Raw genomic sequence first — 23,817 nt, 5'->3', positions numbered from 1 at the left:
AGCGCCACCCATGCGAACCCATCGAGCCAGCCGGACCGCGGTGAAGGTAGGCCGCTTCATGGCGGTGCTCGCCCGCCAGCCCCGGCTCGCCCCGCTGTTGCCGAAGGGGGCCGCCGAGGCCATGGAGCGGCTCATGCTGCACGCGGGCCTGTTGAAGCCCTGGATGCTCCGGCTCTACGGCGCGCGCTGGTACAGCCGCATGATGACCTCCATCGAGCAGGCGACCACCCCGGGGCAGGTGCTGAGCATCGGGTTGCGCAAGCGCTTCATGGATGACGAGACCCGCGCCGCGCTCGCGGAGGGAAAGCGGCAGGTGCTCGTCGTTGGAGCGGGGCTCGACACGTTGTCCTGGCGGCTGGCCCGCGAGTACCCGGACGCCACGTTCATCGAGCTGGACCATCCCGCCTCGCAGGCGATGAAGCGCGAGGCGCTGGAGGGCATGGGACCGCTGCCGCCGAACCTGCACCTGGTGGGCGTGGACCTGTCCCGCACGCCCCTGGAGGAGGGCCTCTCCCAGCTCGCGGTGTGGCGGAAGGACGTCCCGAGCGTCGTCATCGCCGAGGCCGTGCTGATGTACCTGAAGGAGGCCCACGTCTCGGCCTTCCTCGAGGCGCTGCACCGGAGCACCGGACCCGGGAGCCGGCTGCTGTGCACCTGCTTCCGCTGGGAGACGCAGGGGCGGCCCACCATGGGAGCGGGTACACGACACCTGATCGCGGACTCACTCCGGCTCGCGGGCGAACCGCTCCTGTGGATCGTCCGGGACGAGGAGCTCGGTCCATTCCTGGCGCGGCATGGCTTCCGGCAGGACGCCTCGCCCGAGCGCGTGGAGCTCCATCGCCGCTACCTGGTGCCCGCGGGCCTCCCCGAAGTGCCAGTGTCCTTGTTCGAGTTCCCCGTCGTGGCCGACAGGGAGTGAAGCACTCCGTACGCGCAGCGGTGGCAGGCATGCGCTCATCCTGGGGCACCACTGGACGAATCGCCTCACTCTCCCCACCCTCCCGTACCAACGAAGACATGGGAGGTTGGGGATGAGTGCGTGGCGTAGCGCGGTACTGCTCTGCTCACTGATGGTGGGTTGTGGCGGGGGGCTCCCGGAAGAAGCCATCCAGGAAGACGAGCGGCCGCAAGCCCGCTCACCGGGGGAGGAAGGGACCGATGCACCCGAGGCCCAGTGGGGCCGCGTGGAGCTGGGGACCGCGAACCTCGTCAGGGACATCTTCCCACCGCCCGGCGACGTGCCGCCGTGGCTCACCCCGAGCCCGTCGAGCCTGGTGGAGTTCCGCGGGAGGCTCTATTTCGCCACCAACTTCGAGGACGGCCGCGGAGGCTTGTGGCGCAGTGATGGGAGCGGCTCGAGCACCGTGCCGGTGAAGGAGTTTCCCGCGCCGCCGAGCTCCGTCTCCCCGGTGCCCGTGTCGGAGCTGACGCGCGTGGACACGCGGCTCTTCTTCGTCGCGGGTGACGCGGCCCACGGCGGAGAGCTGTGGGTCAGCGATGGCTCCACCCGGGGCACGAAGCTCGTGAAGGATGTCACGCCGGGGCCGGGTGACACGCTGCCCTACAACCTCACGGCCCTGGGGAAGACGCTGCTGTTCTTCCGCTTCGTCCCCGGGACGATGGATGCGCCCGGGCGCACCGAGCTGTGGCGGAGTGATGGCACCGAGGCCGGTACGGTGCGGGTGCGGGACATGGGGCCGGACTCGTCGCTGATCTCCTCGCAGGTGATCGTGGGGAGCACGCTCTTCTTCGTCTTCACGGACCCGGTGAACGGCACCGAGCTGTGGAAGACGGATGGCACCGAGGCTGGCACGGCGCTCGTCCGGGACCTGCGGCCGGGTGCCGACAGCTCGAATCCGTTCTACCTGCGCGCCGTGGGCCAGGAGGTCTTCTTCCTCACGCAGACCTCGGATGGGATGAGCGAGCTGTGGAGGACGGATGGTTCGAGCAGTGGCACGGTGCTCGTGGAGGCGTTTCCTCCGGGTCCGGACACGTACAATCCGCGGCTGCTCGGGGTGGTGGGAGGACGCTGCCTGTACCTCACGCTCACCAACCTGTCCGACCATCGGCTGTCCCTGTACAGGTTCCGGGTGGACGAGACGGGCGCGGTGTCCAAGCGGCGCATCGCGGTGCTGCCCAATCCCTTCGCCGGGCAGCCCGACGCGGACCCGTACATCACCCGCTTCACCGTCGCGGGCAGCAAGCTCTTCTTCGGGCTCGCCATCTCCACCTCGGGCCCGGCTCCGAGGGACGTGCAGCTCTGGGTGACGGATGGAACGGGCGCCGGAACGAAGCTGCTGCACCGGCCGCTGAGCATGTCCGACGAGTTCGAGACGCAGCTCTACACGCTGGATGACCGCATCCTGTTCAGCGGCATCGGCGAGGGCACGGGGCTGGAGCTCTGGGTGAGCGATGGCACGGAGCAGGGCACGCGGATGCTGCAGGACGTCCATGTGGGGCCTGGCTCCTCGTACCCGAGCGGCTTCACCCGCGTGGGCAGCTCCGTCTTCTTCGTCGCGGAGGACGCCACGCATGGAAGCGAGCTGTGGGTGCTCCCGCCGCGGAGCTCCCTGGCCTCGCAGTAGTCCCGGGCACTCGCCGTGAGGCTCGAGCTGCTCCCGCCTGGGGAGTGCTCGAGCCTCACCGGAAGGAGGCCATGTTGAACTTGATGCTGGGGACCTTGGCGCCCCCGGCATAGCTACTCGACGGCGTGCCCTTGCAGTTCGGCTTCGTGCGCATCGAGGCGATGCCTTCCTTCGAGCCGACCATGAGCGATCTCACCGGGAAGGCGCTCCCATCCATGAAGGTGTTGCAGATCGTGCCCGGCCAGGGGTCGACGCTGAACTTGATGCCTTTGTAGTTCTTCTTGCTCCAGAAACAGACGCGCTCCGGGGCACAACTCTGGTCGGCGGCTTCGGCGGTACCTTCCGGGGCCTTCGTGATCACGGTCCCGTCGCTCAGGGTGGTGGTGGTGATGCCGCTGTCGGTCGTGTCCGTCTTGGCGGCCTCGGCAGCCGGCTCATCGGACTCGGTCTCCGGAGCCTGGGCTCGAGCAGCTCCTCCGGCCAGCAAGGTGAGTGCGACGGCAGCCCCGCCAGCGATGGCGAGCGCGCGAAGCTCGTTGAGCATGCTGCCAGTTAGAGGGTTCGCCATCTCGTCCTCCCCATGGGTGAGCGCTGTCCCGAAGTGGGCAGCCCACTCAAACTAGAGGCCGAGGCGAAGCGCAGCACCACATGGACCGTTCGGGGGTTCCCTCGCCGCGCTGGCCTTTCGGCAACGCGGAGAGCGAGAGTTCCTCACTCCTTACCTACGTGTTGCTTGCCTGGTTGATGTGCGCCTTGTGCCGGTACGCACGGGTTGCCACTTCTCCTGGAGGCGGATTGATGCCTTTCGAGCAAAGGAACACCTGATGAAGCGTCTACGCATACGCACGATGACCGGCCTCATCGCCTCGAGCATCGGCCTGCTGGCCGCCAGCACGGCCCTGGCCGAGGAATCAGCCGAGCAGGCCGGCATCGGCCCAGAAGGGTGCAAAGCATACCAGAGCCATAAAGACGACCACGTCGCCGTCGGCTGGTGCGACCGCGGCAACGGCACCTGGTACGTCCAAGCCAGGTGCGGCGGTCCAGGCAGCGTCACCGAGCCCCTCCGCGGCACGAAGGGCAAGCGGTCCCAGGGTAAGGAGAAGGCCTCGATCCTGGACTGCGGCGGTGGCTACCCACTCGAGATGAAGGTCGTCGGCAAAAAGCCGTGAGCATCAACATCTCGCCGAAACGAGCTGCATTCGTGACACGGTGGTTGCTTGTTACTCGAGCAGGGAGGTACCTATGAACAGAGTGGGATCTATTCGCCGTGAACGCTGGACTCCCGGCGCAAGGCGGGTGTTTGGCGTGGTTCTTCTTTATGTGATGGCGAGTCTTGGCGTTGGTAGTACGCCAGCCCAGGCCGCAACTCCGGCCGGCGCGCCCCAGGAAGAGGATGGCACGGTCGATACGAAAATACCCTGCTACGACTTGATCATCGACAACAGCGGCTACAACCGGAGCGTCAAGATAAAGAACAAATGCGGCTCGACGAAAAGCGTCAGGGCGGCCATCGATTGGAATCCTGACGGACCGTGCATGACGCTCCAAGATGGACAGACGATGGAGCACGCTTTCAAGGTGCCGGGTTCATTCAGCCATCTCAAGGCCTGTAATTGAGTGCGCCTGCCCCGGTTTTTTGCGCCTGCCCCGGGGTTTTGTGGACACAGGCCCCCCTAACTGACTCCGCCGTGTGCAGCGTGAACCCGACACCCGTGCCTACGCGCGCAGCAGGCTTCGCACGCCGAGCACCGTGTACGCCGCCGACAGCCCCGCCATCACCGACTGGGAGATGACGGCGGCGGGCCGCTCGAGCTTCTCCCCACGCAGCAGGGCGGGCAGCAGGCGGAGGCCTCGCGCGGCCCCCAGGAAACCGAGCAGCCCGACGAGCGCCGAGCCGCCCAGCACCCACCGTGGGGAGGACATGCGGCGTGACAGCACGCCCAGCCCGAGCGCCGCCGAGCCGAAGCCCGCGGGGATGAGCGCCGTCTTGTGTTGCCTGCCCGTCGCGAGGAATCCCCCCACGCCGAGCGTCGTCAGCAGCGAGCCATACCCCAGTGTCCAGTTCTCCATGCAGCACCTCCTCGATTCCGGATCGTCCCGGCTCGCGGAATGTGCACATGACCCGGGCCCGCTGCCGGGGGCCTCACCAGGTCATGCTCGCCTTCGCGGCGGGGGCGGCCGGCTCCGCGGCGACGGGCTGCTCCAGATCGCGGAACCCCTCCTTCTTCGCGCGGACGCGGTAGTTGCCCTTGTCCACGTTCTTGAACCGGTAGTTGCCCTGCTCGGTGGTCCGAGTCGACTGCACGACACGGCCCTGATCGTCCACGAGCTCCATGAGCGTGTTCGCCGATTGGCCCTGGCCCGCCTTGAGCGAGAGCTGCCCCTCGATCTCCCCGTAGCGCTGACGCTGCTTCGTCTCGCTGTCGTGGAAGAAGAGCGCGCTCTCGGTCTGCAGCACCTTGCCCCCCGCGTTCTTGTACGCGAGCCGGGCCTGGTACCGCCCGCGCGGCTTCGCCTTGCCGTCATTGCCCTTGCCGTCCCACGCGAGCTCCACCGCGCCCATCTCCCCCTTCTTCGTCAGGGAGAACACCTTGGCCTTCGGCTTCGCCTCGCTGCCCTCGCCCACTTCCCAGACCTCCAGCTCGATGGAGCCACCGGCGGCCGGGTCCGCGATGTTGCGGAACGTGACGAGCGTGCGCTGTGAGGCCTCGTCGAAGTTCACGCCCACCTGGGTCATGAAGACATTGCCCGCGAACACCTCGAAACGCCGGCGGCTCGTCTGCCCCTTCGCGTTGGTCGCCACCACGTCCAGCACGTGCTTGCCATCCTTCAGGCCCACGGTGCGCCACGCATACGCGAGCTTCCCACCACACGCCGTGTGCACCGGCAGGTCGTCCACGAGCAACTCCATCCGGGCGATACCACCGGCCTGGTTGTCCGTGGCCTCCACCTGGATGTTCATCGAGTCGGTGACGTGCTGGCCATCCACGAGCCCGCTCACGGCGATGCTCGCGACGTCCACCGTGACGAGCCCGAGCACGGCCCACATGGTCTCCGCCTTCTCCGCGCCGCCCTGGTCGCTCTTGTACGTCATCCACGCGCCCGTCTTGTCCTGGCGCTGCACCAGGTAGCGCATGGCCCGGGAGATGGGCGCATCCGAGTCCGAGTAGCCCGCGAGCTTGAGGGCATACACCGTCTGGCCCGTGGCGAACGCATCGCTCTTCCCCTTCGCCAGCCCCCAGCCACCGTCCTGGTTCTGCCGCTCGAGGAGCATCCGCTGGAGCCGGAGCGAGCCGGGCTCGGCGCGGCCCACGCCCGCGGCATTCAGGCCGAGGAGCGCGAAGTTGATGTCCTGGAGGTAGACGTCGGCGCCCGAGCGCTGCCACTGGGCGGAGGTGGAGGTGAGGAAGGACTCGGCCTTGCGCAGCGGCGCGAGCCACTTCGCGTCCGCGGTCCTCGCATGGGCCTGACGCCACGTCTGGGCGGCCTGGAAGGTCGTCTGCATGGTGCCGCCCGTCACCGGCCTGCGGGCGTCGTCGTCCGGGATGCTGCCGTTCTTCGCCTGCAGCGAGACGAGCTCCTTGGCGTACGTCAGCAGGTCATCGGTGAACTTCGCGTCCACCCACCGGTCGTACCGGGCCCAGGCCGAGCCCTCGAAGGCGGCGCCCGTCACCCGGCCACCCGCCGTGACGCCGAGCTTGAGGGCCTTGACCATCGCGTCGATGTCCTTCGGGGCGACGTCGTACTGGTGGTTCCTGGCGGCCGTGAGGGCCTCGAGGGTGACGGCCTGGACGTGGCAGCCGAAGCACTGGTGCCGCGCCGTCCACTCGGCGCTGGAACGGGAGAGATAGCCGAGCCCCTTGTGGGCGGCCTCGCGGACCTTCGGGTCCCCCCGAGACGCCGCCGACTGCTGGGGCTGGACCTCGCACTTCACGGGTGGAGCGTTGGGCGTCGGGGCGTTGGGCGTCTGAGCGGATGCGGGGATGGACAGCGCCAGGCAAAGCGCGGCCAGGGCCGAGCGGGCCATGGGACCTCCAGGGGAGTGGGAATGACCTGTGAACGCATGGCGCGGGAAATGGGTCTACATTCCCCGTGGAATCGGCCAGCATCCGAGGGGCATGGACCACTACGCAGACGTGCTCGACCACCTCGGGCGGACCCCCCGTGAGTTCGGCGCCATCCATCTCCACGTGGAGCCCATCACCCGCGGGCCCCTCGGGGAAGCCGTGGCCGTCCTGTGGCTGCAGAGCGCCTTCGAGCCCCTGGCCTCCAGCGGCCAGTCCCTCCTGGTGATGGGCGGGCAGAAGCAGGGCCCCGCGCAGCGGATGCTCGGCCAGTATCCCCTGCCCTCCCTCGACGGAGGCCGCGTGGTGCGCTGGCGCCTGCCCTTGTCCCTCCCTCCGGAGTTCGACGAGATCCACTTCCACGTGAGCGCGAAGCCACACCCCAAGGCCGAGCGCGTCCGCCCCGCGTGGAAGCTCTTCGACACGCTCGAGATTCCCAAGGAGAGCGAGATGAAGACGGTGTCCACGTCGCCCGAGTTCGGGGTCGACGTCGCGGGCTCGGTGATGGATACGCTGCTGTCGGGAGGGCTGTCCCTCTCCTTCCAGGTGGGCTCCGGCTCCTCCCGAGCCCCGGACCCGATGAAGGTCATGGCCGGCAAGCGTCACGCGGCGGCCCCCACCCCCACCTTCTTCACCGCCGCGGTGGTCGAGGGCACGGTGGAAGTGCTGTCCGAGCCCCAGCTCAAGACGGTCTGGACGCCGGGCATGCCCCTGCCCGAAACCACCGTGGCCGCGCACTGGCAGCCGCCCATGCCCACGCAGGCGCCCCCGAGGGGAGCCTGGCGCACCTGCTACGCCTGCGGATTCGAGGGCCGGAGCGCCGATTACGAGCGCACCACGCTGTGCCCCCAATGTGACGCGCCCTGGAACTAATCCCCCACCCGGGTGAGCGTGGCGTTCTGGAAGAAGGAGCCGGGGTACCGCATTCCCCACGCCGTAGCCGTCGCCGAGCCCGCCATGTCGAACCGGCCACTCCCGCCCGAGAGCGAGAACGTTCCGCGCGTGAGGGTCACCGTGATGGTCAGGCCGTTGTCACCGAGGTACGTGCAGGAGCTGCCCGGCCGGAGGACGGCCCGCTCCCCCTCGATGTCCGCGAGCAGCGAGCACCGTCCCGCGGCATCGGTGAGGAGGAGGTCCGAGTCCGTGCCCTCCGAGACGTGGAAGGTGTCCAGGACCTGGGCCGAGGAGTGGCCGATGTCCTGGATGCTGAAGTAGGCGGTGCCCGTCACCGCGTAGACACCCTGGAACCGCTGACCGGAGGAGCCACAACCCAGAAGGGCGAACAGGAGGAAGGCAATCGCTTGGCGCATGCGCCGCGTCCTGTGCAGAAGCCCTGCCACTCCTCCGGCGAGGCCTGTTCCGAGTGACACGCACGGCGAGCCGCTCCATCGTCCGTCCAGGAAACGGGATGGGCATCGCGCCCGCGGAACACCCCGGCCGACTACGAGTGAACCTCGAGCCCCCCGTTCTCAAGGCTTGCAGACACAGCACATGGGGCACGGGACTGGGTGACTGGGCGGAAGGGTGCACGGGCCCGTCTCCGAGGTGACGGTGCAGCCCAGGCCGGGGACGGTAGCGAGGATGCCCGAGCTGTTCCTGCAGAGTGCGTCGCAGGAGTTCATGCAGATTCCGGGTTGACGGATCGGATCGGGTACAGTGCCATTTCCGCAAGCGGCGAACGAATGCACCGCGGGCCCAGTGTCCCCCTTGTCCCCCTTGTCTCCCTTATCCCCCTTGTCGCCCTTCGGTCCCTGCGGCCCGATCGGCGGCACTCCAACCCACTTGCCCTGGCCATCGATGACCGGCAGGCCACCGACCGCGTAGCCACCCGGTGAATTGAACACGGCCGGGACCAGGTCTCCCGAGATCACGCCATTCGTGATGGTGGCGCCGTTGTGGAACAGGGCCGTGTCGAAGACGAGAGGAAACGTCGGTGCCGCCAGGCCGGTTTCCACGTGGGCGCCGTTCTTGCGGTACCGCACCACGCCGCCCTCGACGGCGATGCGTAGGATGTCTCCGGGCGCGTAGCTGCCGATGGGCCGGACCACTCCACCCTCGACGGCCGCGAGAGAACCGAAACGGCTGAGATAGAACCCATAGTCGATGTCCGCGAAGGACTGGCTGCCATCATCCCGGCTGAGACCTCCAACACGGTCGGTCGTGGTCTCGGTCACCCTGAACTCCACGAAACCGTCCCCCGAGGCAATGGCCTTGGTCGAGCTGGCTCCCGCGTTCCAGCCCTCACCTGGGAGGTTCCTGGTCAAGCTGTTTCCCGAGACGGAAACGCCCGCCGTGTTCGTCCACTGCACGTTCTCGGTCGCGGCCAGGGCCGGCGCGGCCAGACACACCAACCCCAGACCGAGAGCCAACTTCGAGAGAATCCTGATTGTCATTGCACGACTCCTTGAAGACTCATCAACTTTAATTTTGGAATGAATTCACGGCTCCGCCCGGCTCGAACGCCGGACGAAACCGGATGCTCCTGGCACTACCGGAGGAGCGCTCTTGAGGGTGCAGGAGAAGCGATGAGTGGGCTCCGCGCGGATGTGACGGCGGCTCGCATCGGTTCGTGCGCAGGACGCCCCTTCAGCGGAATAGCGGCCGGGCTCAGCGACTGTTCTGCCAGACCAACCAGGCACGTGGCGCGGGCAGGGTTCTGCCCAGGAAACGCTCGCAGCAGGCCTGGAGCGTGCTCAGCACCTCGGACGTGAGTGTCACGTCTTCCGCTCGCCGCGATTGGTCCGGCTCGTAGAACCAGCGGGCGCCTTCCTCGATGGGTCCCTCGGGAAGGGGCCTGTGGCCCACCACGCGCCAGCCCGCGAACGTCCGCACGAGGTCCGTCTCCTCGAGGCGCACGAAGGACTCGAGGCCCCAGTCGAACACGGGCAGGCGGTAGCAGGCAGACACCTCCTGGTGCAGGAGTGAGAGGGCCTCGCGCGTGAGCTCCTGTTCCCGGCTCTTCATGGCGGGGTCCAGCAGGGGGAATTCCTCCTTGGAGCCGGAGTAGGAGCGGCGCAGCCCCCGAAGCAGCCGGACGGGAGCCTGGAGGGCATGGGCCGCGTTCTGCTCGAGCCGCAGCATCAACCCCATGACGCCGGCCTCACGCGGCGGAGTGCCACCCACCCGAAGGCTCATCTCCACGAACCAGTTCGGATGCGGGAGGACGCCTTCCAGGCCCCGGCAATCGCCCGCCAGGTAGGGGGCGAGCGTGGAATCCGCATGCCCGATGACGATCGCCGGGAAGATGTCGTGCGTGTAGGAGGACTCGTAGCCGGTATCCATGCGCATCAACCCCACCTGGGCCCGCTCGGGCTCGTAGCGGAACGGACGCCTCCCCCAAGAGCCACCCGCCTCTTCCAGAAGCCGCACGGACCCGGCGTCACCCCGCTGCAGCGCCAGATCGAGCGCCGTGGCGCCGAGCACATCCCGGGCAGTGGCGTCCGCGCCCGCGCGCAGCAGGGCCTCCGTGGCCTCGGGCGTGGAGGCATGGTGCAACGGACGCGTGCCCAGCCGGGCCTGGGCCTCGATATCCGCGCCTCGTTCCACGAGCAACTGGATGAGGTCCGCATGTCCACCCAACGCGGCCCGGTGCAGGGGTTGCTCCTGCGTCCCCTTGCGCACGCGCTTCACCTTCGCCCCCGCCTCGAGCAGGGCCCTCGCGGCCTCCAGCCGGCCATCATGGGAGGCCTGGTGCAACGGCGTCCAGCCCTGGACTCCCCCGTGCGGATCCGCTCCCGCGGCGATCAGGGCCCTCACCGTCGCGCCATCCGCCGCGACATGCAGGGGCGTGACCGCCACGCCGAGGGATTCGATTCGCAGACTGGAACTCCGCAGGCCGCCGTGCTCCCGCAGCATGCGGGGGATGTCCTCCACGCGGCCATCCCTCGCCACGGAGTAGAGATCCTCTTCCTTCGGATCCTCGTTCTCAGCGTCGTCCATGGAGGACCCCCCTCGGTCCAGACGGGCTGGAGCATACCGCGAGCCAGGGCTCGCTACGCTGGTGCCAGCCTGTTGTCGAGAAACCGCTCCAGCTCCTCGTCCGCCAGGCAGGTGAACACGGACTTTTCGGGCACATGGACCACCGCCCCCGTGCGCGGATTACGGCCCTCGTATGCCGGGTACACCCGGCGTCCGATGATGCCGATACCGCTCAGGTGGACCGGTCCACGCTGACGAATGTCCTCGAGCAGCGCGCTCACGCACGGCTCCACGGGTGGGCGGGGCGGAGCACCCTCATCGAGTTCTTCGCCGCTGGCCCAGGGGTACATCACCACGACAACCCCGCCGGGACCCCGCGAGCGCTTCCGCAGCGTGCCAAGACCGGGAATCATCGCTTCGCCGGAGGTGGTGAGCTCCTCGCGGACCCGGGCCACCAACGTCTCGAAGCTGCTCGCGAGGGTGTCCCTGGGAATTCCGCTCCTCGCGGCGATGCCTTCGAGGCGTGAGCCGAGCTCATCGACTGTCGTATCGAGGCAGCCCTCGCGAGCCTCGCTCCACCAGCGTGACGCACGGCCCTCGAAGCCCGCGGCATCCGTGAGGCTCTCGAAGAATTCGTAGACGTTCTCGCGAACTTCCGTGTCCGAAGCGGACCCGTTCTGCTCGCACACGGCTTCCCACCCGCGGTGGAACACCGCCAGGGTCCCGCGCACTGCCCGCTCATCACCTCGCGCGCCCCGAATCGCCTCGAGCGCCGTCCGTGCGAACGCGGAGAGCCGCGCGTCGGCGGCCTCGTCGGGCTCGCCCTCGCCCTCGTCGCTCAGAATGCCCCATTCCTCGGGGGCTTCGACCCACTCAGGGCTGTCCTTCACCACGAGAACCTCCGTGGGCGCTACCTACCACGCAAGGCTTCACGAATCGCGGCCGGAACATGGCGGCGCAAGCGGGCCGCCATGGAGACAGCGGCGGCGCAGAGGCTCGCATCACGCAACGCGTGGGGTACATGCATCAACCTATCGGGAATGATGTCAACCACCTTGCGGCAGATCTCCGCGTCGCGCAAGGCGAAGGGGATGTGGTCCAACAGCCCGAAGGCATGCACATGGTACCCCCGATCCCACCCCGCGATGGCGGTACGGCATAGCTCCTCGTCCCTCAGTGAATCCGGAATGTCCCTCAACCCCCCACTCTGGTACTCGAAGGGAGGCGCCCTTTCGCGAATGGCTTCCAGACAGAGCGCTCGGTCACGGAGCGCGAAAGGCACATGGGACAGCGCATCGCCCGAGCAGGCGACGGCGGCACGGCACATCTCCTCGTCACGGAGAGGGTCGGCGACGAAGCTCAATTGCTCGCCGAACCCGCGCACGGCCGCCAGACACATCTCGCGATCGCGCAACCCCTCGGGAATGGAGGCGAGGCCGTTCGGATCGAACGCCACATTCGGAAGACAGACCTCACGGGTCCGGAATTCATCGGGAACATACAGTGCGATCCTTCTCGCGGCGAACTTCAAACACGTCTCACGATCGCGCAGGACGTCAGGAGCCAGTCCGGGGTCGAACTGATTCTCCCGAGCGGCGTCCAAACAGCGCTCGCGCGTCCGCTCGGCAAACGGAAGCTGGGCGAACCCGCCGACGATCACCCGGACTTGCTCGTCCTCCAGGTCCACGCCCGTGGCGGCGGCGATCGCCGGACGCAGTTCCGGGGGCGTGTAGCGCCAGGCGTGCACCTCCGAACGCACCGCCTCCACGCAGAGTTCCAGATCCCGCATCGCGAGCGGCACGAATTCCAGCGTGCAGCCCTGCTCCTGGACCGCAGCAAGATAGAACTCGCGGTCCCGGTGACGCTCCGGCACGAAGGCGAGCTGAAAACCCTCACTGGCCAGGGCCCGGAAACAGATGTCCCGGTCGCGCAACGCCCAAGGCGTGTGCTCGAGCCGATCCGGGCCGGATTCCATCGCCAGACGGCACAGCTCCGCATCACGCAGTGCGAAGGGGACGAACTCCAGCACGAATCCGCCCCCCCGCCTCGCCGCCGCGAGGCACATCTCCCGGTCCCTCAGCGTGTCGGGCACGTAGCCAAGAAGGGCACCCTTCTCCACGGCCGTGAGACAGAGCTCCCGGTCTCGCAAGGCGAAGGGAACGTATTGCAGGGACCTACCATCGCCCGCCACGGCCAGGAGACACAGCTCCCGGGTCCGGAGCGACTCGGGGACATGGGAGAGCTCCGTACCCTCGTGTGCCACGGCCAGGCGGCACAGCTCCGCGTCGCGGCGCTCCTCGGGAACGAAGCACAAGGGCATGCCCCACCCGGTGATGGCCGAGCGGAGTCTCTCGAGAGGAAGGGTGCCCACGTCCTGAGCCAGGGGATCCAGGGCGAGAACGAGGCTCTGGAGCCCCGCCGCCTCGAGCCGGGGGAAGAAGGGCTCGAGCACCTCCACATCCACCGGTCCGTCGGCGTCGTCGTGGAAGCTGTCCGAGGGCGCATGGAACTGGAACTTCGCCCCCTTCACGATGAAGACGACGAGTGGCCCCTGCCGGTGGTACTCCTCGAACGCGTTGTCCTCCTCCGCGGCGGTGCACCACTGCGTTCCCCTGCCCCACCATTGGGCCGAGGCCCGGGTCAGCGGGACGGCGACGATCAGCTCCTCGTCCTCGAAGAGGACACGGCTCTCCGCGCGGGCCCGCTCCCGCTCCCCTGCCACACGGGCGCGTTTGGACGGGGACTGCGCATGGGGAGCGATCGTCCGCCAAAGCGATGGCAGATCCTCGTAGGTGTTGAGATCGCGGGCGCGCTCGGGCAGGCGGCGCCGCACGCGCCGGAAGAGTTGGAGCGTCTCCGGCACCTTGTAGAGATCCTCGGCCCGGAGGCGGCCCGACAGATAGAGCCGCAGCACCCACTCCAGGTGCGGCTTGCCCGCCGTCGGATCCGCCTCGGCGAAGCGGGAGAAGAGCGCCTCCTCGCCACCGGCGGCCCAGCTCCGCTCCGGCCCGTGCTCGCGGGCCAGGAACTCCCGGAGCAGCGCCGCCGCATGGGCCCCGCGAAGATATTCGAGACGCGTCATCCGGCTCAGTCGAGGAAGAAGTCCTGCATCGGCTCGGTGCCGGGCTTCACCAGGTACTTGGAGAAGTCCTTCACGCCGGTCTCGCGGAGCAGGTCCTCGTCGATGAAGAAGTTGCCGGTGCTCGAGCGGCTGTCACGGGTGAGGATGACGTGGGCCGCGTCGGCCATGATCTCCGGGGTACGGCTGGCCTCCATCATGTCCTGGCCGCCGATCATGTTGATGGCCGCGGTGGCGATGACGGTGCGCGGCCAGAGCGCGTTGAAGGCCACGCCCTGGTCCCGGAACTCCTCCGCCATGCCGAGCACGCACATGCTCATGCCGTACTTGGCCATGGTGTAGGCCACGTGGTTCTGGAACCACTTGGGCTTCATGTTGAGCGGCGGCGACAGGGTGAGGACGTGCGGGTTCTTCGCCTTGAGCAGCTCGGGCAGACAGGCCTGGGTGGTGGCGTAGGTGCCACGCACGTTGACGCCGAACATCAGGTCGAACTTCTTCATCGGCGTCTCCTGCGTGCCCGTCAGGCTGATGGCGCTGGCGTTGTTCACGAGGATGTCGATGCCGCCAAAGCGCTCCACCGTCTGCTTCACCGCGGCGTGGAGCTGATCCTCGAAACGGATGTCCACCATCAGGGGCAGCGCCTTGCCACCGGCCTTCTCGATCTCCTCGGCGGCCGAGTAGATGGTGCCGGGCAGCTTCGGGTGGGGCTCGGCCGTCTTGGCGGCGATGACGACGTTGGCGCCGTCCTGGGCCGCGCGCTTCGCGATGGCCAGGCCAATGCCGCGGCTCGCGCCGGTGATGAACAGGGTCTTCCCCTTCAACGTGCTCACAGTGGGTCCTTTCTCCCGCCCGGAGGAGCGGGACGTTCAGCTCCCTGCGTACTTCGTCCCAGAGGGGAGCGCCAGCGGTGCGAACATCAACGCCCCGGGGCCGGAGCCTGGCGGCCGGCGAAACCCAGGGCGGTGTGGACGAGCGCCACATGGCTGGAGCTGTGGGGGAAGGCGCCCACTCCACGCCGGCGCTGGAGGCTGTACTCCTCGGGAAGCAGGCCCACGTCGTTGCGCACCAGCAACAGCCGCTCGAAGAGCGCCTGGGCCTCCACCCGCCGGCCGATGAGTTGCAGGCAGTCCGCCAGCCAGAAGCTGCACGGGAGAGAGAGGCCGCTGTCGCGCGCGCTTCCACTGCGCACGAAGTCTCCCTCGCCCAGTTCCCGCTCGATGGCATCCACGGTGCCGCGCACCCGCGCGTCCTCCGGGGCCAGGAAGCCCTCGAGCGGAATGCGCAGCAACCGCGCGTCGAGCGCACTGCCGCCGTACTCCTGCACGAAGGTGTTGCGGCCCGGGTCGAAGCCCTCGCGGCACACCTCGGCGTGAATGTCCGCCCGCAGCTGCTTCCAGCGGTCCACTGGAGCGTCCAGACCGAAGCGCGCGGCGCTCGACAGGGCCCGGTCCACCGCCACCCACGCCATCACCCCGGAGAAGGTGGTGGGACGGCCCTCGGGCGGACGCTTCCAGGCGCCTTCCAGATGCTCCAGCAGGGCGCGCTGCAACGACCACATGTCGCCGGTGGGCGGCAGGCCCAGGCGCTCGGCCTCGTGGAAGCAGTCCATCAGCTCGCCGAGCGTCTCGACGTGGACCTTTCGCTCGGCCCGCCGGCCAATGCGCACCGGAGCGTGGCCCTGGTAGCCGGGCAGCCACGGCAGCTCCTGCTCGGGCAGGCGGCGCTCGCCAGCAATGCCATAGACCGGCTGCATTTCGTCCGGCTCACCGGCCACGGCCAGCACCAGCCAGTCGCGCCAGGCACGGGCCTCGTCCAGGTAACCCGCATCCAGGAGGGCCTGCAGCGCCAGGGTCGCGTCGCGCAGCCAGCAGTAGCGGGCATCCCCTCCGGAGCCGCCGGGCAGGGACGTGGTGGGAGCCGCCACGATGCCACCCGTGGGCGAATACGTGAGGGCCTTGAGGGTGATGAGCGAGCGCTGGACGTGCTCGAACCAGGGGGTGGTTGCCGGCAGGCGCGAGGACCACGCCTTCCACCAGGCCTCGGTATCGTCGGCGGCGGCGAGGCCATCGATGGCGGTCGGCACGGACTGGTGCGAGGGGAACCAGGAGAGCACGAAGGGGACTCGCTCCTTCGGGTTGACGGGGAAGTCCGCGGTGAGGACGGACTGGCTGCGCCGCAGGGCCATGGGGGTATGCAGGGCCACCGCGTCCGGGCCGGCCTTGGCGACGGCATGGTTGTCTCCGAAGCGCAGCCAGGGTGTGCGATCGCCATGGCCGAAGCGGACGGAGAGCTCCATGCGCATGGGGACGGTGCCCTTGAGGCCATGCACCACGCGGACGACATCCGGCTCGGCGCCACGCGGGGGCATGCAGTCCACCACGCGCACCGAGCCGTAGTCCGTTTCGAAGTCCGTCTCCAGCACGAGCGAGCCGGGACGGTAGCGGCGCGTCACCTTGCGGATGTTGCCCACTGGCGCGAGCAACCATCGCCCGTGCGAGGAGTCCCCGAGCAGCGCCGCGAAGCACGCATCCGAGTCGAAGCGCGGCCAGCACAGCCAGTCGATGGAGCCATCCCTGCCCACCAGGGCAGCACTCTGGGTATCACCGATGAGGGCGTAGTCTTCGAGAGGCAGAGGCATGTGTGGGGCTCCGCGGGCAAGAGACGGACCCGGAGTGTAGACCGGCCCCCGCGGGCGGTTTGACGAAAGTGCCTTCGTGGCTACGTTGAGGCCAGATGTCCGGTCCTCTGCACCATATGGCTCGCTGGCTGAGGCTGGCGCTGGCGTGCCTCGCGCTCGCCGGGGCCAGTGCGTCGGCGCACACCCCCTCGGCCGCCACGGCCGTGGTGGCCGTCCTGGTCGAGCGGAGCGAGTCCGAGAGGCCCCAGGTCGTAGCCCGGGCTCCCGTGCATGGTGGGCAGGAGGGTTCGGAGGGTGTGCGGCGCATGTCGCGTCCGCTCTCCATCGGCGGCGTCCGCGAGGCTCGTGCGCCAGGGCCACCGCGCCGCCTCTTCCTCACGCATCGCGCGCTCCTTCACTGAGCCGCTCCGGAGTCCCGTTCCCGGAGTGTCTTTCAGCTGAAGGAGTCACGTCATGACCTTGCTTCCCAAGGCCGTGCGCACCTTCGTGCGCGCCAGCCTGCGCCTTGCCTTTCGTGTGCTTCGCTTCCTCTTCATCCTCGGCCTGGTGATGCTGCCCTCGCCCCTGACGGCATGGATCGTCGTCATCCTGGAGCCCCTGCGCCGCAACCTCCCAGCCGAGGTGCTTCGAAAGGAGGAGCTGCCCCCCGAGTGAAGCGAAGACCCATCCGGAATTCCACATCCGGCCCACCTCCGTCGGCCGGAGCACGCCACGGGAGCGCCCGGATATACTGGCGGGAGCCATGACACACTCCCGCTTCATCCCGGTCCAGCTCGGCCTGTGCCTCCTCGCCCTGGGCTGCACCAGCGAAGCGCCCCGGCACGTTCAGATCACCTGTACCGAGACCCCCACCTATTCCTCCCGCTGGGGGTCCGAGCCCCAGGGCTCGCTCTCCTTCGGGACCACGGTCAAGGTCCAGGGCGTATCCTTCAGCGATCGCCTGCACATGCTCGAAGCCTTGGGCAGCGGCACGGGCCGCTACCTGTCCGAGAGCTGTGTCGCGCCGTATCCGCTCAAGGGAGAGCCACGGTGGATCCAGACGGCCACCGTCTCCGTCGAGCAATCCATCGGAACGGCGCCGCAGCAGGCCGGTTCCACCAAGAGCCTTGGAGATGCCGTCGAAGCGCTGACCCTGACCCACGAGACCTGGGGCCGCCCGGGCAGCATCGCCCTGATCCACGAGGGCGCGTTCCTCGGCTTCGTCCCCGCGCAAGCCGTGGGCGAGAAACCCCCACCCGTGGAGCGCTATGCGGAGCAACTCGCCGCGTTTCTCACCCGCTCCGAGTTCCCCCAGGCCGAGCTGCTCGCCCGCGGTGCCTTCGACCACTTCCCCAAGGAGGCCCGCCTCCAGCGACTGCTCGGGGCGCTCGCGGCCTTCAATGGAAGCCAGCCACCCACGACCTCAGGGGCCCTGCCTGAACTCGCCCCCCTTCCCGACCTCCCCGTCGTTCCCCTCCTCACCTCGAGCGAGGAGGAGGAGGCGAGCGATGAAGGACCCCGGGTCTACTCCGCGGCGGTGGGACTGCGGATCCGCCAGGAGCCGAGAGCCTCGGCGAAGGCCCTCGCTCTCCTGAACGTGAACCAGCCGCTCGAGCTCCGCTCCATCGACGAAGATTGGGCAGAGGTCATCGCCTACCCCGGACACCGGGTGGAGGTCTCCGATGGAGAGGTGGAATTCGTGGACCAGCCTCCTGTCACCGGGTACGCCGCGCTGCGCTTCCTCAGCCGCACACCGCTGGAGCCCGGGCTGCTCCTTGCCCAAGGCAAGGAAGCCCTGAGCGCCGGCAGACCCGAGGAAGCCACCGTGCTCCTGCACCGAGCGCTCGCGGCCGCCGCCAGTCTGGGCCAGGCCCCCTCCACCGAGGCCCATGCCGCCCTGGTCCAGGCCAGCTTCGCCAGCGGACGTTTCGAGAGCCTCTTCCAGTGGCTCACCTCCCTCAAGCAGAAGACGCCTCCGCCATCCGAGGTGGAGTCTCCGAGCTATCCGCTCCTCATCCTGGGTTGCCATGGGAAGCTCGCCAAGGCCCGCGTCTACGACCTATCCGATCGATATGGCACGTGGGCCGGTCCGGAAGCGGCCGAACCGATGATGAAGGAACCCCATGCCTGCATCGGAGGCATCGACCTGCGTGAGCCGATGGAGCCGCAATCCTTCTGCATCGAGGGCATCTGCGAGCCTCCCTCCGAGCTGATCGACGCGCAGTCCACCTATTCTCGCGTCCTGCGCCCCATGTACCGCAAGTGGAGCGAGAGGGTCGCCGCCCGCTTCGACTCCTCCGCCTACCTCTACTTCCGGCCCCATGAGCTCACGGAACGCCCGGACGGCAAGCGTCTGCTTTTCTATTCCATCCCCCTCGAGGGCGGCTCCTCCGACCCGGATACCTTCAGCGCGACGCTGTTCAAGGATCGCGCCTCCGTCACCGAGCTCACCTTCCCCCGGGCCTCCGATTGGCGCCAGCTCGAGGTCTGGGTCTCGCTCCCGGACTATCTCGACTACGAATACGGACTGGTGCTCGCCGACAGCCAGACCCAGGTCGAGGAGTGGCTCAAGCAGCGCGAGAATCAATTCGACTACCAGTCCTTCCGCATTCCCGACGGCAAAATCTACGACGAGAAGCTCCGGGAAGCCCCCTTCACCGTCATCCGGCTCCCGAGCCTGCCTTCGCGAGATTACGAGCATTGGTGGAGAATGACCGCGGTTGCCGAGGAGCAGTAACGCCCCGAGCTTCGGGAATAACGGGACTCCGCGTCAGGACACGAGGGAGTGGGCGGGCGATTCCTGAGGCCGCCTGCCCCTCCGTGGCCATATATGTAGACGCATGCTCCACGTGATTCCCCTCGGAGGACTCGGCGAGATTGGCCTCAACGCGATGGTCATCGCCTGCCGTGGGGAGATGCTCCTCATCGACTGCGGGCTGATGTTCCCCCCCATTGGCACCCTGGGCGTGGACATCATCCTCCCGGACTTCACCTACCTCCGGCAGAACGCCTCCCTGCTCAAGGGAATCCTCCTCACCCATGGTCACGAGGACCACGTCGGCGCCCTGCCCTTCCTGCTCAACGAGGTGCCCGTCCCCGTCTACGGCACCCGCTTCACGCTCGGCATGGTGCGCCACCGGCTCCACGAGCTGGGCGTGGAGGCAGACCTGCGGGAGATAGAGCCCCGCAACCCCTTCCCCGTGGGCGCCCACTTCAAGGTCGAGGCCACCCGCGTCACCCACACCGTGCCCGATGCCGTGGGCTACGTCGTCCACACCCCCGAGGGCCCCGTCATCCATACCGGGGACTTCAAGCTGGACCCGGACCCCATCGACGGCCTGCGCACCGACCTGGAGCGCTGGGGCGAGCTCGGTGACCAGGGCGTGCTCTGCCTCCTGTCCGACTCCACCAACTCCGAGCGCACCCACGAGACGGGCAGCGAGCGCGAGGTGGAGCAGACCTTCGAGCGGCTCTTCCGCGACGTGACCGGCCGCATCGTGGTGAGCATGTTCGCCTCCAACCTGCACCGCATCCACCACGTGCTGGACCTGGCGCGGACGCTGGAGCGCAAGGTGGTGACGATGGGGCGCAGCATGATGCGCAACATCGAGATGGCCCGCGAGCTCGGCTTCCTCCCCTCCGTCACCGACGGGCTCTTCATCCCGCTCGAGGACGCGGCCAGACTCCCCCCGGAGCGCGTGCTGGTGCTCGCCACCGGCTCCCAGGCCGAGCCCCGTGCCGGCCTCTCCCAGCTCGCCGCCGGGGAAGGCCCCCTGCGCCTGGGCCCGGGGGACCTCGTCGTCCTCAGTGCCCGCGCCATCCCCGGCAACGAGCGCGCCGTGTCCGGCCTCATCGACCAGCTCCTGTGGCGCGGCGCCCGCGTCGTCTACCCGGACCTGGAGCCGGGCATTCACGTGTCCGGCCACGCCAGCCAACCCCAGCAGCGGCGGGTGCTGGACCTGGTGCGCCCCAAGAACTTCGTCCCCATCCACGGCGAGCTGCACCACCTCCACCGACACCTGGCCACCGCCAAGGAATCCGGGCTGACCCCCGACCAGCTCCTGCTGGCCCATGATGGGGATCTGCTCGTCTTCGAGGAGGGCCGGGGCCGCTTCTCGGGCAGCGTCCAGACCGGCCGCATCTACCAGGACCGGTTCGGCCAGGGTGTGGTGACGCCCGACATCCTCCAGGAGCGCACCCGCATCGCCGAGACGGGCATCATCGTGGCGGCCCTGGTCATCGAGCGGGCCAGCCTGTCCGTCCTGGCGGGCCCCCAGCTGTCCGGACAGGGGCTCAACCTGGACGAGCAGGTCCTGCTGCCCCGGGTGGCCGAGGACGCCCGGGCCTTCTTCCTGGAGATGTCCCAGCAACTCCGGGGGGATGACGCCCGGGTGCGGGAGGAACTGGCGAAGGCGGTGCGCCGGGCCTTCAAGCTGTATACATCCAAGCGGCCCGTCGTGGTGCCGATGGTCATCAAGGTGTGATAAGGGCGCGAACTGCCATGCCTTCCTTCGACGTCGTCTCCAAAATCGACATTGCCGAGCTGGACAACGCGGTCAACCAGGCCAAGAAGGAGATCTCCACCCGTTACGACTTCCAGGGCGTCAACGGGGACATCGTGCTCGCGCCGGACAAGACCTCCATCACGGTGAAGGCCAACAGCGAGGACAAGGTCCAGGCCGCCAAGGAAGTCCTCCTCTCCAAGCTGGCCAAGCGCGGCATCTCGCTGCTGGCGCTGGAGTACGAGCCCATCGAGAAGACGGGCCTGTCCAACGTGAAGCAGCTCATCAAGCTGCAGCAGGGCATCCCGGTGGAGAAGTCCAAGGAGCTGGTGAAGCTGCTCAAGGACTCCAAGATGAAGGTGCAGGGCTCCATCCAGGCTGATCAGCTCCGGGTGACGGGCAAGAACAAGGACGACCTGCAGGCCGCCATCGCCCTCTTCCGGAAGGAAGCGGACAAGCTGCAGCTCGACATGCAGTTCACCAACTTCCGGGACTAGCCGTGCGCTCACTCGTCGTTTCCGCCCTCCTCTCGGCGCTCGTGCCAGGGGCCGCCTTCGCCCAGGAGAAGGAGCAGGCCCCCGCCAGGCCCCGCACGGTGAAGTCCGTGCCCTCGCTGGGGCGCGCGCCGAAGCTCGATGGCAACCTCAAGGACTTCCCCGCCACGCTCACCTTGAAGCCGCCGGCCTCCGTGGACGCGAGCGCCTCGTTCACCGCCCGCGCCGGGTGGCGCAAGGACACCCTCTTCGTGGGGGTGGAGGCCACGGACGATCAGCTCCAGGCCTCGGACCTGCTCACCCTCACCGTCTTCTTCCCGGACGCCGGCACCACCGCCAGCGGTCACATCTTCCGCTTCGCCTTCGACGGCAAGCGGGCCTCGCCGCCGGAAAGTGGTACCTCCCGGTACGCCCAGGAGCTGGTGGAAGTGGGCGTGAAGCGCAAGGACAACACCCTGGCGCTCGAGGTGGCCATTCCCGCCCGGGCCCTGCCGCGCTTCCCAGCGGAGGAGCCGCTCACCTTCGACCTGTGCCTCACCTACGAGGACGTGGACGCGGAGGGCTCCACCCCCCCGGCCGTCTCCAACTGCAAGGGCGGCGGCATGGTGGGCGAGGCGCTCCGGCTACCGGACGACTTCCGCAAGGGCCTCAAGCTGAAGCCGCCCCAGGGCGTCATCGGGCTCGAGGCCCAACCGGACGGCTGGCTGGGCTACGGCATCCTCCATTACCCGGACTGGGTGGAGGCGGACGAGCCCCTGACGCCCGTGCTGCTGGAGGTGCTGGTGGCTCCCAAGACGGTGGACGCGGCGTCGGTGGGGGTGAACGTCCCCAAGACGCTCCTGCTGCCGAATGGAAAGACCCTGCTGGTGGTGTTGTCGGGCGAGAGCCCCTACACCGCCAATGGCACGTGTGACGCGGACAAGGAATTGCGCCTCGGCCTCTACATGGTGAAGGGGAAGACGGCGCAACGGGTGCTCGAGTGGCCGGCCGCTACCTGTGCACTGGGACGAGCCACCTCGGTGGTGCTCGATGAAGAGGGCGCGTTGAGCATCCGTTACTCGAACGGCCCGACCATCAACTTTGCTTGGAGTGGCGACCACTTCGAGCGGACCGAACTCGGAAAGCGGTAAGGTAAAGCTGTGCAGAATCCCCCAGAGACCAAGAGCCTCTACATGATGACCCTCGGCTGCCCGAAGAACCGGGTGGACTCCGAGGTGATGCTCGGCACCCTCAAGCAGCGGGGCTACTCGCTGGTGCAGGATCCCGCCGCGGCCCAGGTCATCGTCGTCAATACCTGTGCCTTCATCGGGCCCGCCAAGCAGGAGTCCGTGGACTCCATCCTGGAGATGGCCGAGTACAAGAAGTCGGGGGAGTGCAGCACCCTCGTCGTCACCGGTTGCCTCTCGCAGCGCTACGGCGCCGAGCTCTCCAAGGAGATGCCCGAGGTGGACCACTTCCTGGGCACGAGCGCCTACGCCCAGATTGGTGATCTGCTCGCCGCCGAGGCCAGCCCGCGTCAGGTGATTCCGGATCCGGACTACATCCACGACGCGCAGACGCCGCGCGAGAACTCGATGCCGTCCTACACGGCATACCTGAAGATCTCCGAGGGCTGCGACAACGCGTGCGCCTTCTGCATCATCCCCACGCTGCGCGGTGGCCAGCGCTCGCGGCCCATCGCGGACGTCGTCGCCGAGGCCCAGCGCCTGTCCGAGCAGGGCGTGCAGGAACTCAACCTCGTGGCGCAGGACCTGACGGCCTACGGGCATGACCTGCCCGGCAAGCCCAAGCTGCATGACCTCTTGCGCGAGCTGGTGAAGGTGGACGTGAAGTGGATCCGCCTGCACTACGCATACCCGCGCGTCTTCACCGACGAGCTCATCGAGCTGATGGCCACGGAGAAGAAGATCGCCCGGTACCTGGACATGCCGCTGCAGCACGCGAGCGACAAGCTGCTGCTGTCGATGAAGCGCGGCCGGGACAGCAAGTTCCTCAAGGAGCTGCTGACTAAGCTGCGCGCCCGGGTGCCGGGGCTGGTGATGCGCACCTCGATGATCGTCGGCCTGCCCGGCGAGACCGAGGAGGACTTCGAGATGCTCAAGGAGTTCGTGAAGGAGCAGCGCTTCGAGCGGCTCGGCGTGTTCCAGTACTCGGACGAGGAAGGCACGGCGGCGTACGAGTACGAGAACAAGGTGCCGAAGCAGACCATCGAGCGCCGGTGGCGCGAGGTGATGGCCATCCAGAAGCGCATCAACCGCGAGCAGAACAAGAAGCTCGTGGGGCAGCGCATCGAAGTCCTGGTGGAGGGCCCGAGCGAGGAGTCCGAGCACCTGCTGGTGGGCCGCCACGAGGGCCAGGCGCCGGAGATCGACGGTCTGGTCTACATCAACGACGGTCTGGCCTACCCGGGCGAGTTCGTCACCGTGGAGGTGACGGAGGCGCACGACTACGACCTGATCGCCAAGGTGGTCGAGCGCCCCAACCCGAAGGACCGCGTGCACAAGCCGCGCGAGGCCTTCCCCATGCCCGTGGTGACGTCGCAGCGCTGACGTCCCCGG

At 68.1% G+C, this 23,817-nt stretch carries 22 protein-coding genes; 12 read left to right on the top strand and 10 right to left on the bottom strand.

The window, feature by feature from the left end; genetic code table 11:
• Nucleotides 1–10: 10 nt before the first annotated feature.
• Together BO221_RS41065 and BO221_RS41060 are read left to right on the top strand one after the other, a co-directional pair.
• Nucleotides 11–919, top strand: coding sequence for an SAM-dependent methyltransferase (locus BO221_RS41065; protein WP_073566388.1), 909 nt, complete (start codon nucleotides 11–13; stop codon nucleotides 917–919).
• A gap of 112 nt (nucleotides 920–1,031) precedes the next feature.
• On the top strand, nucleotides 1,032–2,585 hold the full coding sequence (locus BO221_RS41060; protein WP_073566387.1) for an ELWxxDGT repeat protein: 1,554 nt from the start codon (nucleotides 1,032–1,034) through the stop codon (nucleotides 2,583–2,585).
• A 55-nt stretch (nucleotides 2,586–2,640) separates the two neighbouring features.
• On the opposite strand, the gene BO221_RS41055 is transcribed toward BO221_RS41060, so the two are convergent.
• The gene (locus BO221_RS41055; RefSeq protein WP_143195983.1) at nucleotides 2,641–3,153 is read right to left on the bottom strand and encodes a peptidase inhibitor family I36 protein; all 513 of its coding nucleotides are present in this window, start codon (nucleotides 3,151–3,153) and stop codon (nucleotides 2,641–2,643) included.
• 256 nt (nucleotides 3,154–3,409) lie between these two features.
• Here BO221_RS41055 and BO221_RS41050 point away from each other — a divergent pair, with 256 nt between their 5' ends.
• Both BO221_RS41050 and BO221_RS54345 read left to right on the top strand, forming a co-directional pair.
• Complete coding sequence (locus BO221_RS41050; protein WP_073566385.1) at nucleotides 3,410–3,754, top strand: hypothetical protein; 345 nt, start codon at nucleotides 3,410–3,412, stop codon at nucleotides 3,752–3,754.
• A gap of 73 nt (nucleotides 3,755–3,827) precedes the next feature.
• Nucleotides 3,828–4,202 (top strand): hypothetical protein, encoded by a 375-nt coding sequence (locus tag BO221_RS54345; RefSeq protein WP_143195982.1) that lies wholly within the window; start codon nucleotides 3,828–3,830, stop codon nucleotides 4,200–4,202.
• A 99-nt stretch (nucleotides 4,203–4,301) separates the two neighbouring features.
• Here the strand turns inward: BO221_RS54345 and BO221_RS41045 are convergent, their stop codons facing one another.
• The gene (locus BO221_RS41045) at nucleotides 4,302–4,655 is read right to left on the bottom strand and encodes a hypothetical protein (RefSeq protein ID WP_073566384.1); all 354 of its coding nucleotides are present in this window, start codon (nucleotides 4,653–4,655) and stop codon (nucleotides 4,302–4,304) included.
• Nucleotides 4,656–4,728: 73 nt separating this feature from the next.
• The gene (locus BO221_RS41040; RefSeq protein ID WP_073566383.1) at nucleotides 4,729–6,612 is read right to left on the bottom strand and encodes a carboxypeptidase regulatory-like domain-containing protein; all 1,884 of its coding nucleotides are present in this window, start codon (nucleotides 6,610–6,612) and stop codon (nucleotides 4,729–4,731) included.
• Between the two features lie 91 nt (nucleotides 6,613–6,703).
• Here BO221_RS41040 and BO221_RS41035 point away from each other — a divergent pair, with 91 nt between their 5' ends.
• Nucleotides 6,704–7,522: a hypothetical protein gene (locus BO221_RS41035; RefSeq protein WP_073566382.1), complete on the top strand. Its 819-nt coding sequence runs from the start codon at nucleotides 6,704–6,706 to the stop codon at nucleotides 7,520–7,522.
• Here BO221_RS41035 and BO221_RS41030 read toward each other — a convergent pair.
• From BO221_RS41030 to BO221_RS41000, 7 genes are all read right to left on the bottom strand, one after another.
• Nucleotides 7,519–7,959, bottom strand: coding sequence for a hypothetical protein (locus BO221_RS41030; protein ID WP_073566381.1), 441 nt, complete (start codon nucleotides 7,957–7,959; stop codon nucleotides 7,519–7,521). The two genes, BO221_RS41035 and BO221_RS41030, sit on opposite strands and share 4 nt — an antisense overlap.
• Nucleotides 7,960–8,118: 159 nt before the next feature.
• The gene (locus BO221_RS41025; RefSeq protein ID WP_073566380.1) at nucleotides 8,119–9,042 is read right to left on the bottom strand and encodes a hypothetical protein; all 924 of its coding nucleotides are present in this window, start codon (nucleotides 9,040–9,042) and stop codon (nucleotides 8,119–8,121) included.
• Nucleotides 9,043–9,256: 214 nt separating this feature from the next.
• Nucleotides 9,257–10,588 carry an ankyrin repeat domain-containing protein gene (locus BO221_RS41020; RefSeq protein WP_073566379.1) on the bottom strand — a complete coding sequence of 444 codons (1,332 nt, stop codon included), beginning with the start codon at nucleotides 10,586–10,588 and terminating at the stop codon, nucleotides 9,257–9,259.
• Nucleotides 10,589–10,641: 53 nt separating this feature from the next.
• Nucleotides 10,642–11,457: an HU family DNA-binding protein gene (locus tag BO221_RS41015; RefSeq protein WP_143195981.1), complete on the bottom strand. Its 816-nt coding sequence runs from the start codon at nucleotides 11,455–11,457 to the stop codon at nucleotides 10,642–10,644.
• Between the two features lie 20 nt (nucleotides 11,458–11,477).
• Nucleotides 11,478–13,649: a DUF4116 domain-containing protein gene (locus BO221_RS41010; RefSeq protein WP_073566377.1), complete on the bottom strand. Its 2,172-nt coding sequence runs from the start codon at nucleotides 13,647–13,649 to the stop codon at nucleotides 11,478–11,480.
• Between the two features lie 5 nt (nucleotides 13,650–13,654).
• Nucleotides 13,655–14,476, bottom strand: coding sequence for an NAD(P)-dependent oxidoreductase (locus BO221_RS41005; RefSeq protein ID WP_073566376.1), 822 nt, complete (start codon nucleotides 14,474–14,476; stop codon nucleotides 13,655–13,657).
• An 86-nt stretch (nucleotides 14,477–14,562) separates the two neighbouring features.
• The gene (locus BO221_RS41000) at nucleotides 14,563–16,284 is read right to left on the bottom strand and encodes a glycoside hydrolase family 15 protein (protein ID WP_073566375.1); all 1,722 of its coding nucleotides are present in this window, start codon (nucleotides 16,282–16,284) and stop codon (nucleotides 14,563–14,565) included.
• A 95-nt stretch (nucleotides 16,285–16,379) separates the two neighbouring features.
• Between BO221_RS41000 and BO221_RS40995 the strand changes: the two genes are divergently transcribed.
• The 7 genes from BO221_RS40995 (at nucleotide 16,380) to rimO (ending at nucleotide 23,808) form a co-directional block, all read left to right on the top strand.
• The gene (locus tag BO221_RS40995; RefSeq protein WP_143195980.1) at nucleotides 16,380–16,685 is read left to right on the top strand and encodes a hypothetical protein; all 306 of its coding nucleotides are present in this window, start codon (nucleotides 16,380–16,382) and stop codon (nucleotides 16,683–16,685) included.
• A gap of 52 nt (nucleotides 16,686–16,737) precedes the next feature.
• Entirely contained in the window at nucleotides 16,738–16,938 is a 201-nt protein-coding gene (locus BO221_RS40990) for a hypothetical protein (RefSeq protein ID WP_073566373.1), read from the top strand.
• 88 nt (nucleotides 16,939–17,026) lie between these two features.
• On the top strand, nucleotides 17,027–19,000 hold the full coding sequence (locus tag BO221_RS40985; RefSeq protein WP_073566372.1) for a hypothetical protein: 1,974 nt from the start codon (nucleotides 17,027–17,029) through the stop codon (nucleotides 18,998–19,000).
• Nucleotides 19,001–19,103: 103 nt separating this feature from the next.
• A complete protein-coding gene (locus tag BO221_RS40980) occupies nucleotides 19,104–20,747 on the top strand; it encodes a ribonuclease J (protein WP_073566371.1) in 1,644 nt (547 codons plus the stop codon).
• A 17-nt stretch (nucleotides 20,748–20,764) separates the two neighbouring features.
• Nucleotides 20,765–21,262 carry a YajQ family cyclic di-GMP-binding protein gene (locus BO221_RS40975; protein WP_073566370.1) on the top strand — a complete coding sequence of 166 codons (498 nt, stop codon included), beginning with the start codon at nucleotides 20,765–20,767 and terminating at the stop codon, nucleotides 21,260–21,262.
• Nucleotides 21,263–21,264: 2 nt separating this feature from the next.
• On the top strand, nucleotides 21,265–22,389 hold the full coding sequence (locus tag BO221_RS40970) for a hypothetical protein (protein WP_073566369.1): 1,125 nt from the start codon (nucleotides 21,265–21,267) through the stop codon (nucleotides 22,387–22,389).
• A 45-nt stretch (nucleotides 22,390–22,434) separates the two neighbouring features.
• Nucleotides 22,435–23,808 (top strand): 30S ribosomal protein S12 methylthiotransferase RimO, encoded by a 1,374-nt coding sequence (gene rimO / locus BO221_RS40965; RefSeq protein ID WP_233166504.1) that lies wholly within the window; start codon nucleotides 22,435–22,437, stop codon nucleotides 23,806–23,808.
• Nucleotides 23,809–23,817 lie beyond the last annotated feature (9 nt).

Source organism: Archangium sp. Cb G35 (genome assembly GCF_001896145.1).
In the GTDB taxonomy this organism is placed as follows: Bacteria; Myxococcota; Myxococcia; order Myxococcales; family Myxococcaceae; genus Archangium; species Archangium violaceum.
The sequence above is the reverse complement of the archived record's forward strand: the minus strand, read 5'-3'. Positions and strand labels throughout refer to the sequence as shown.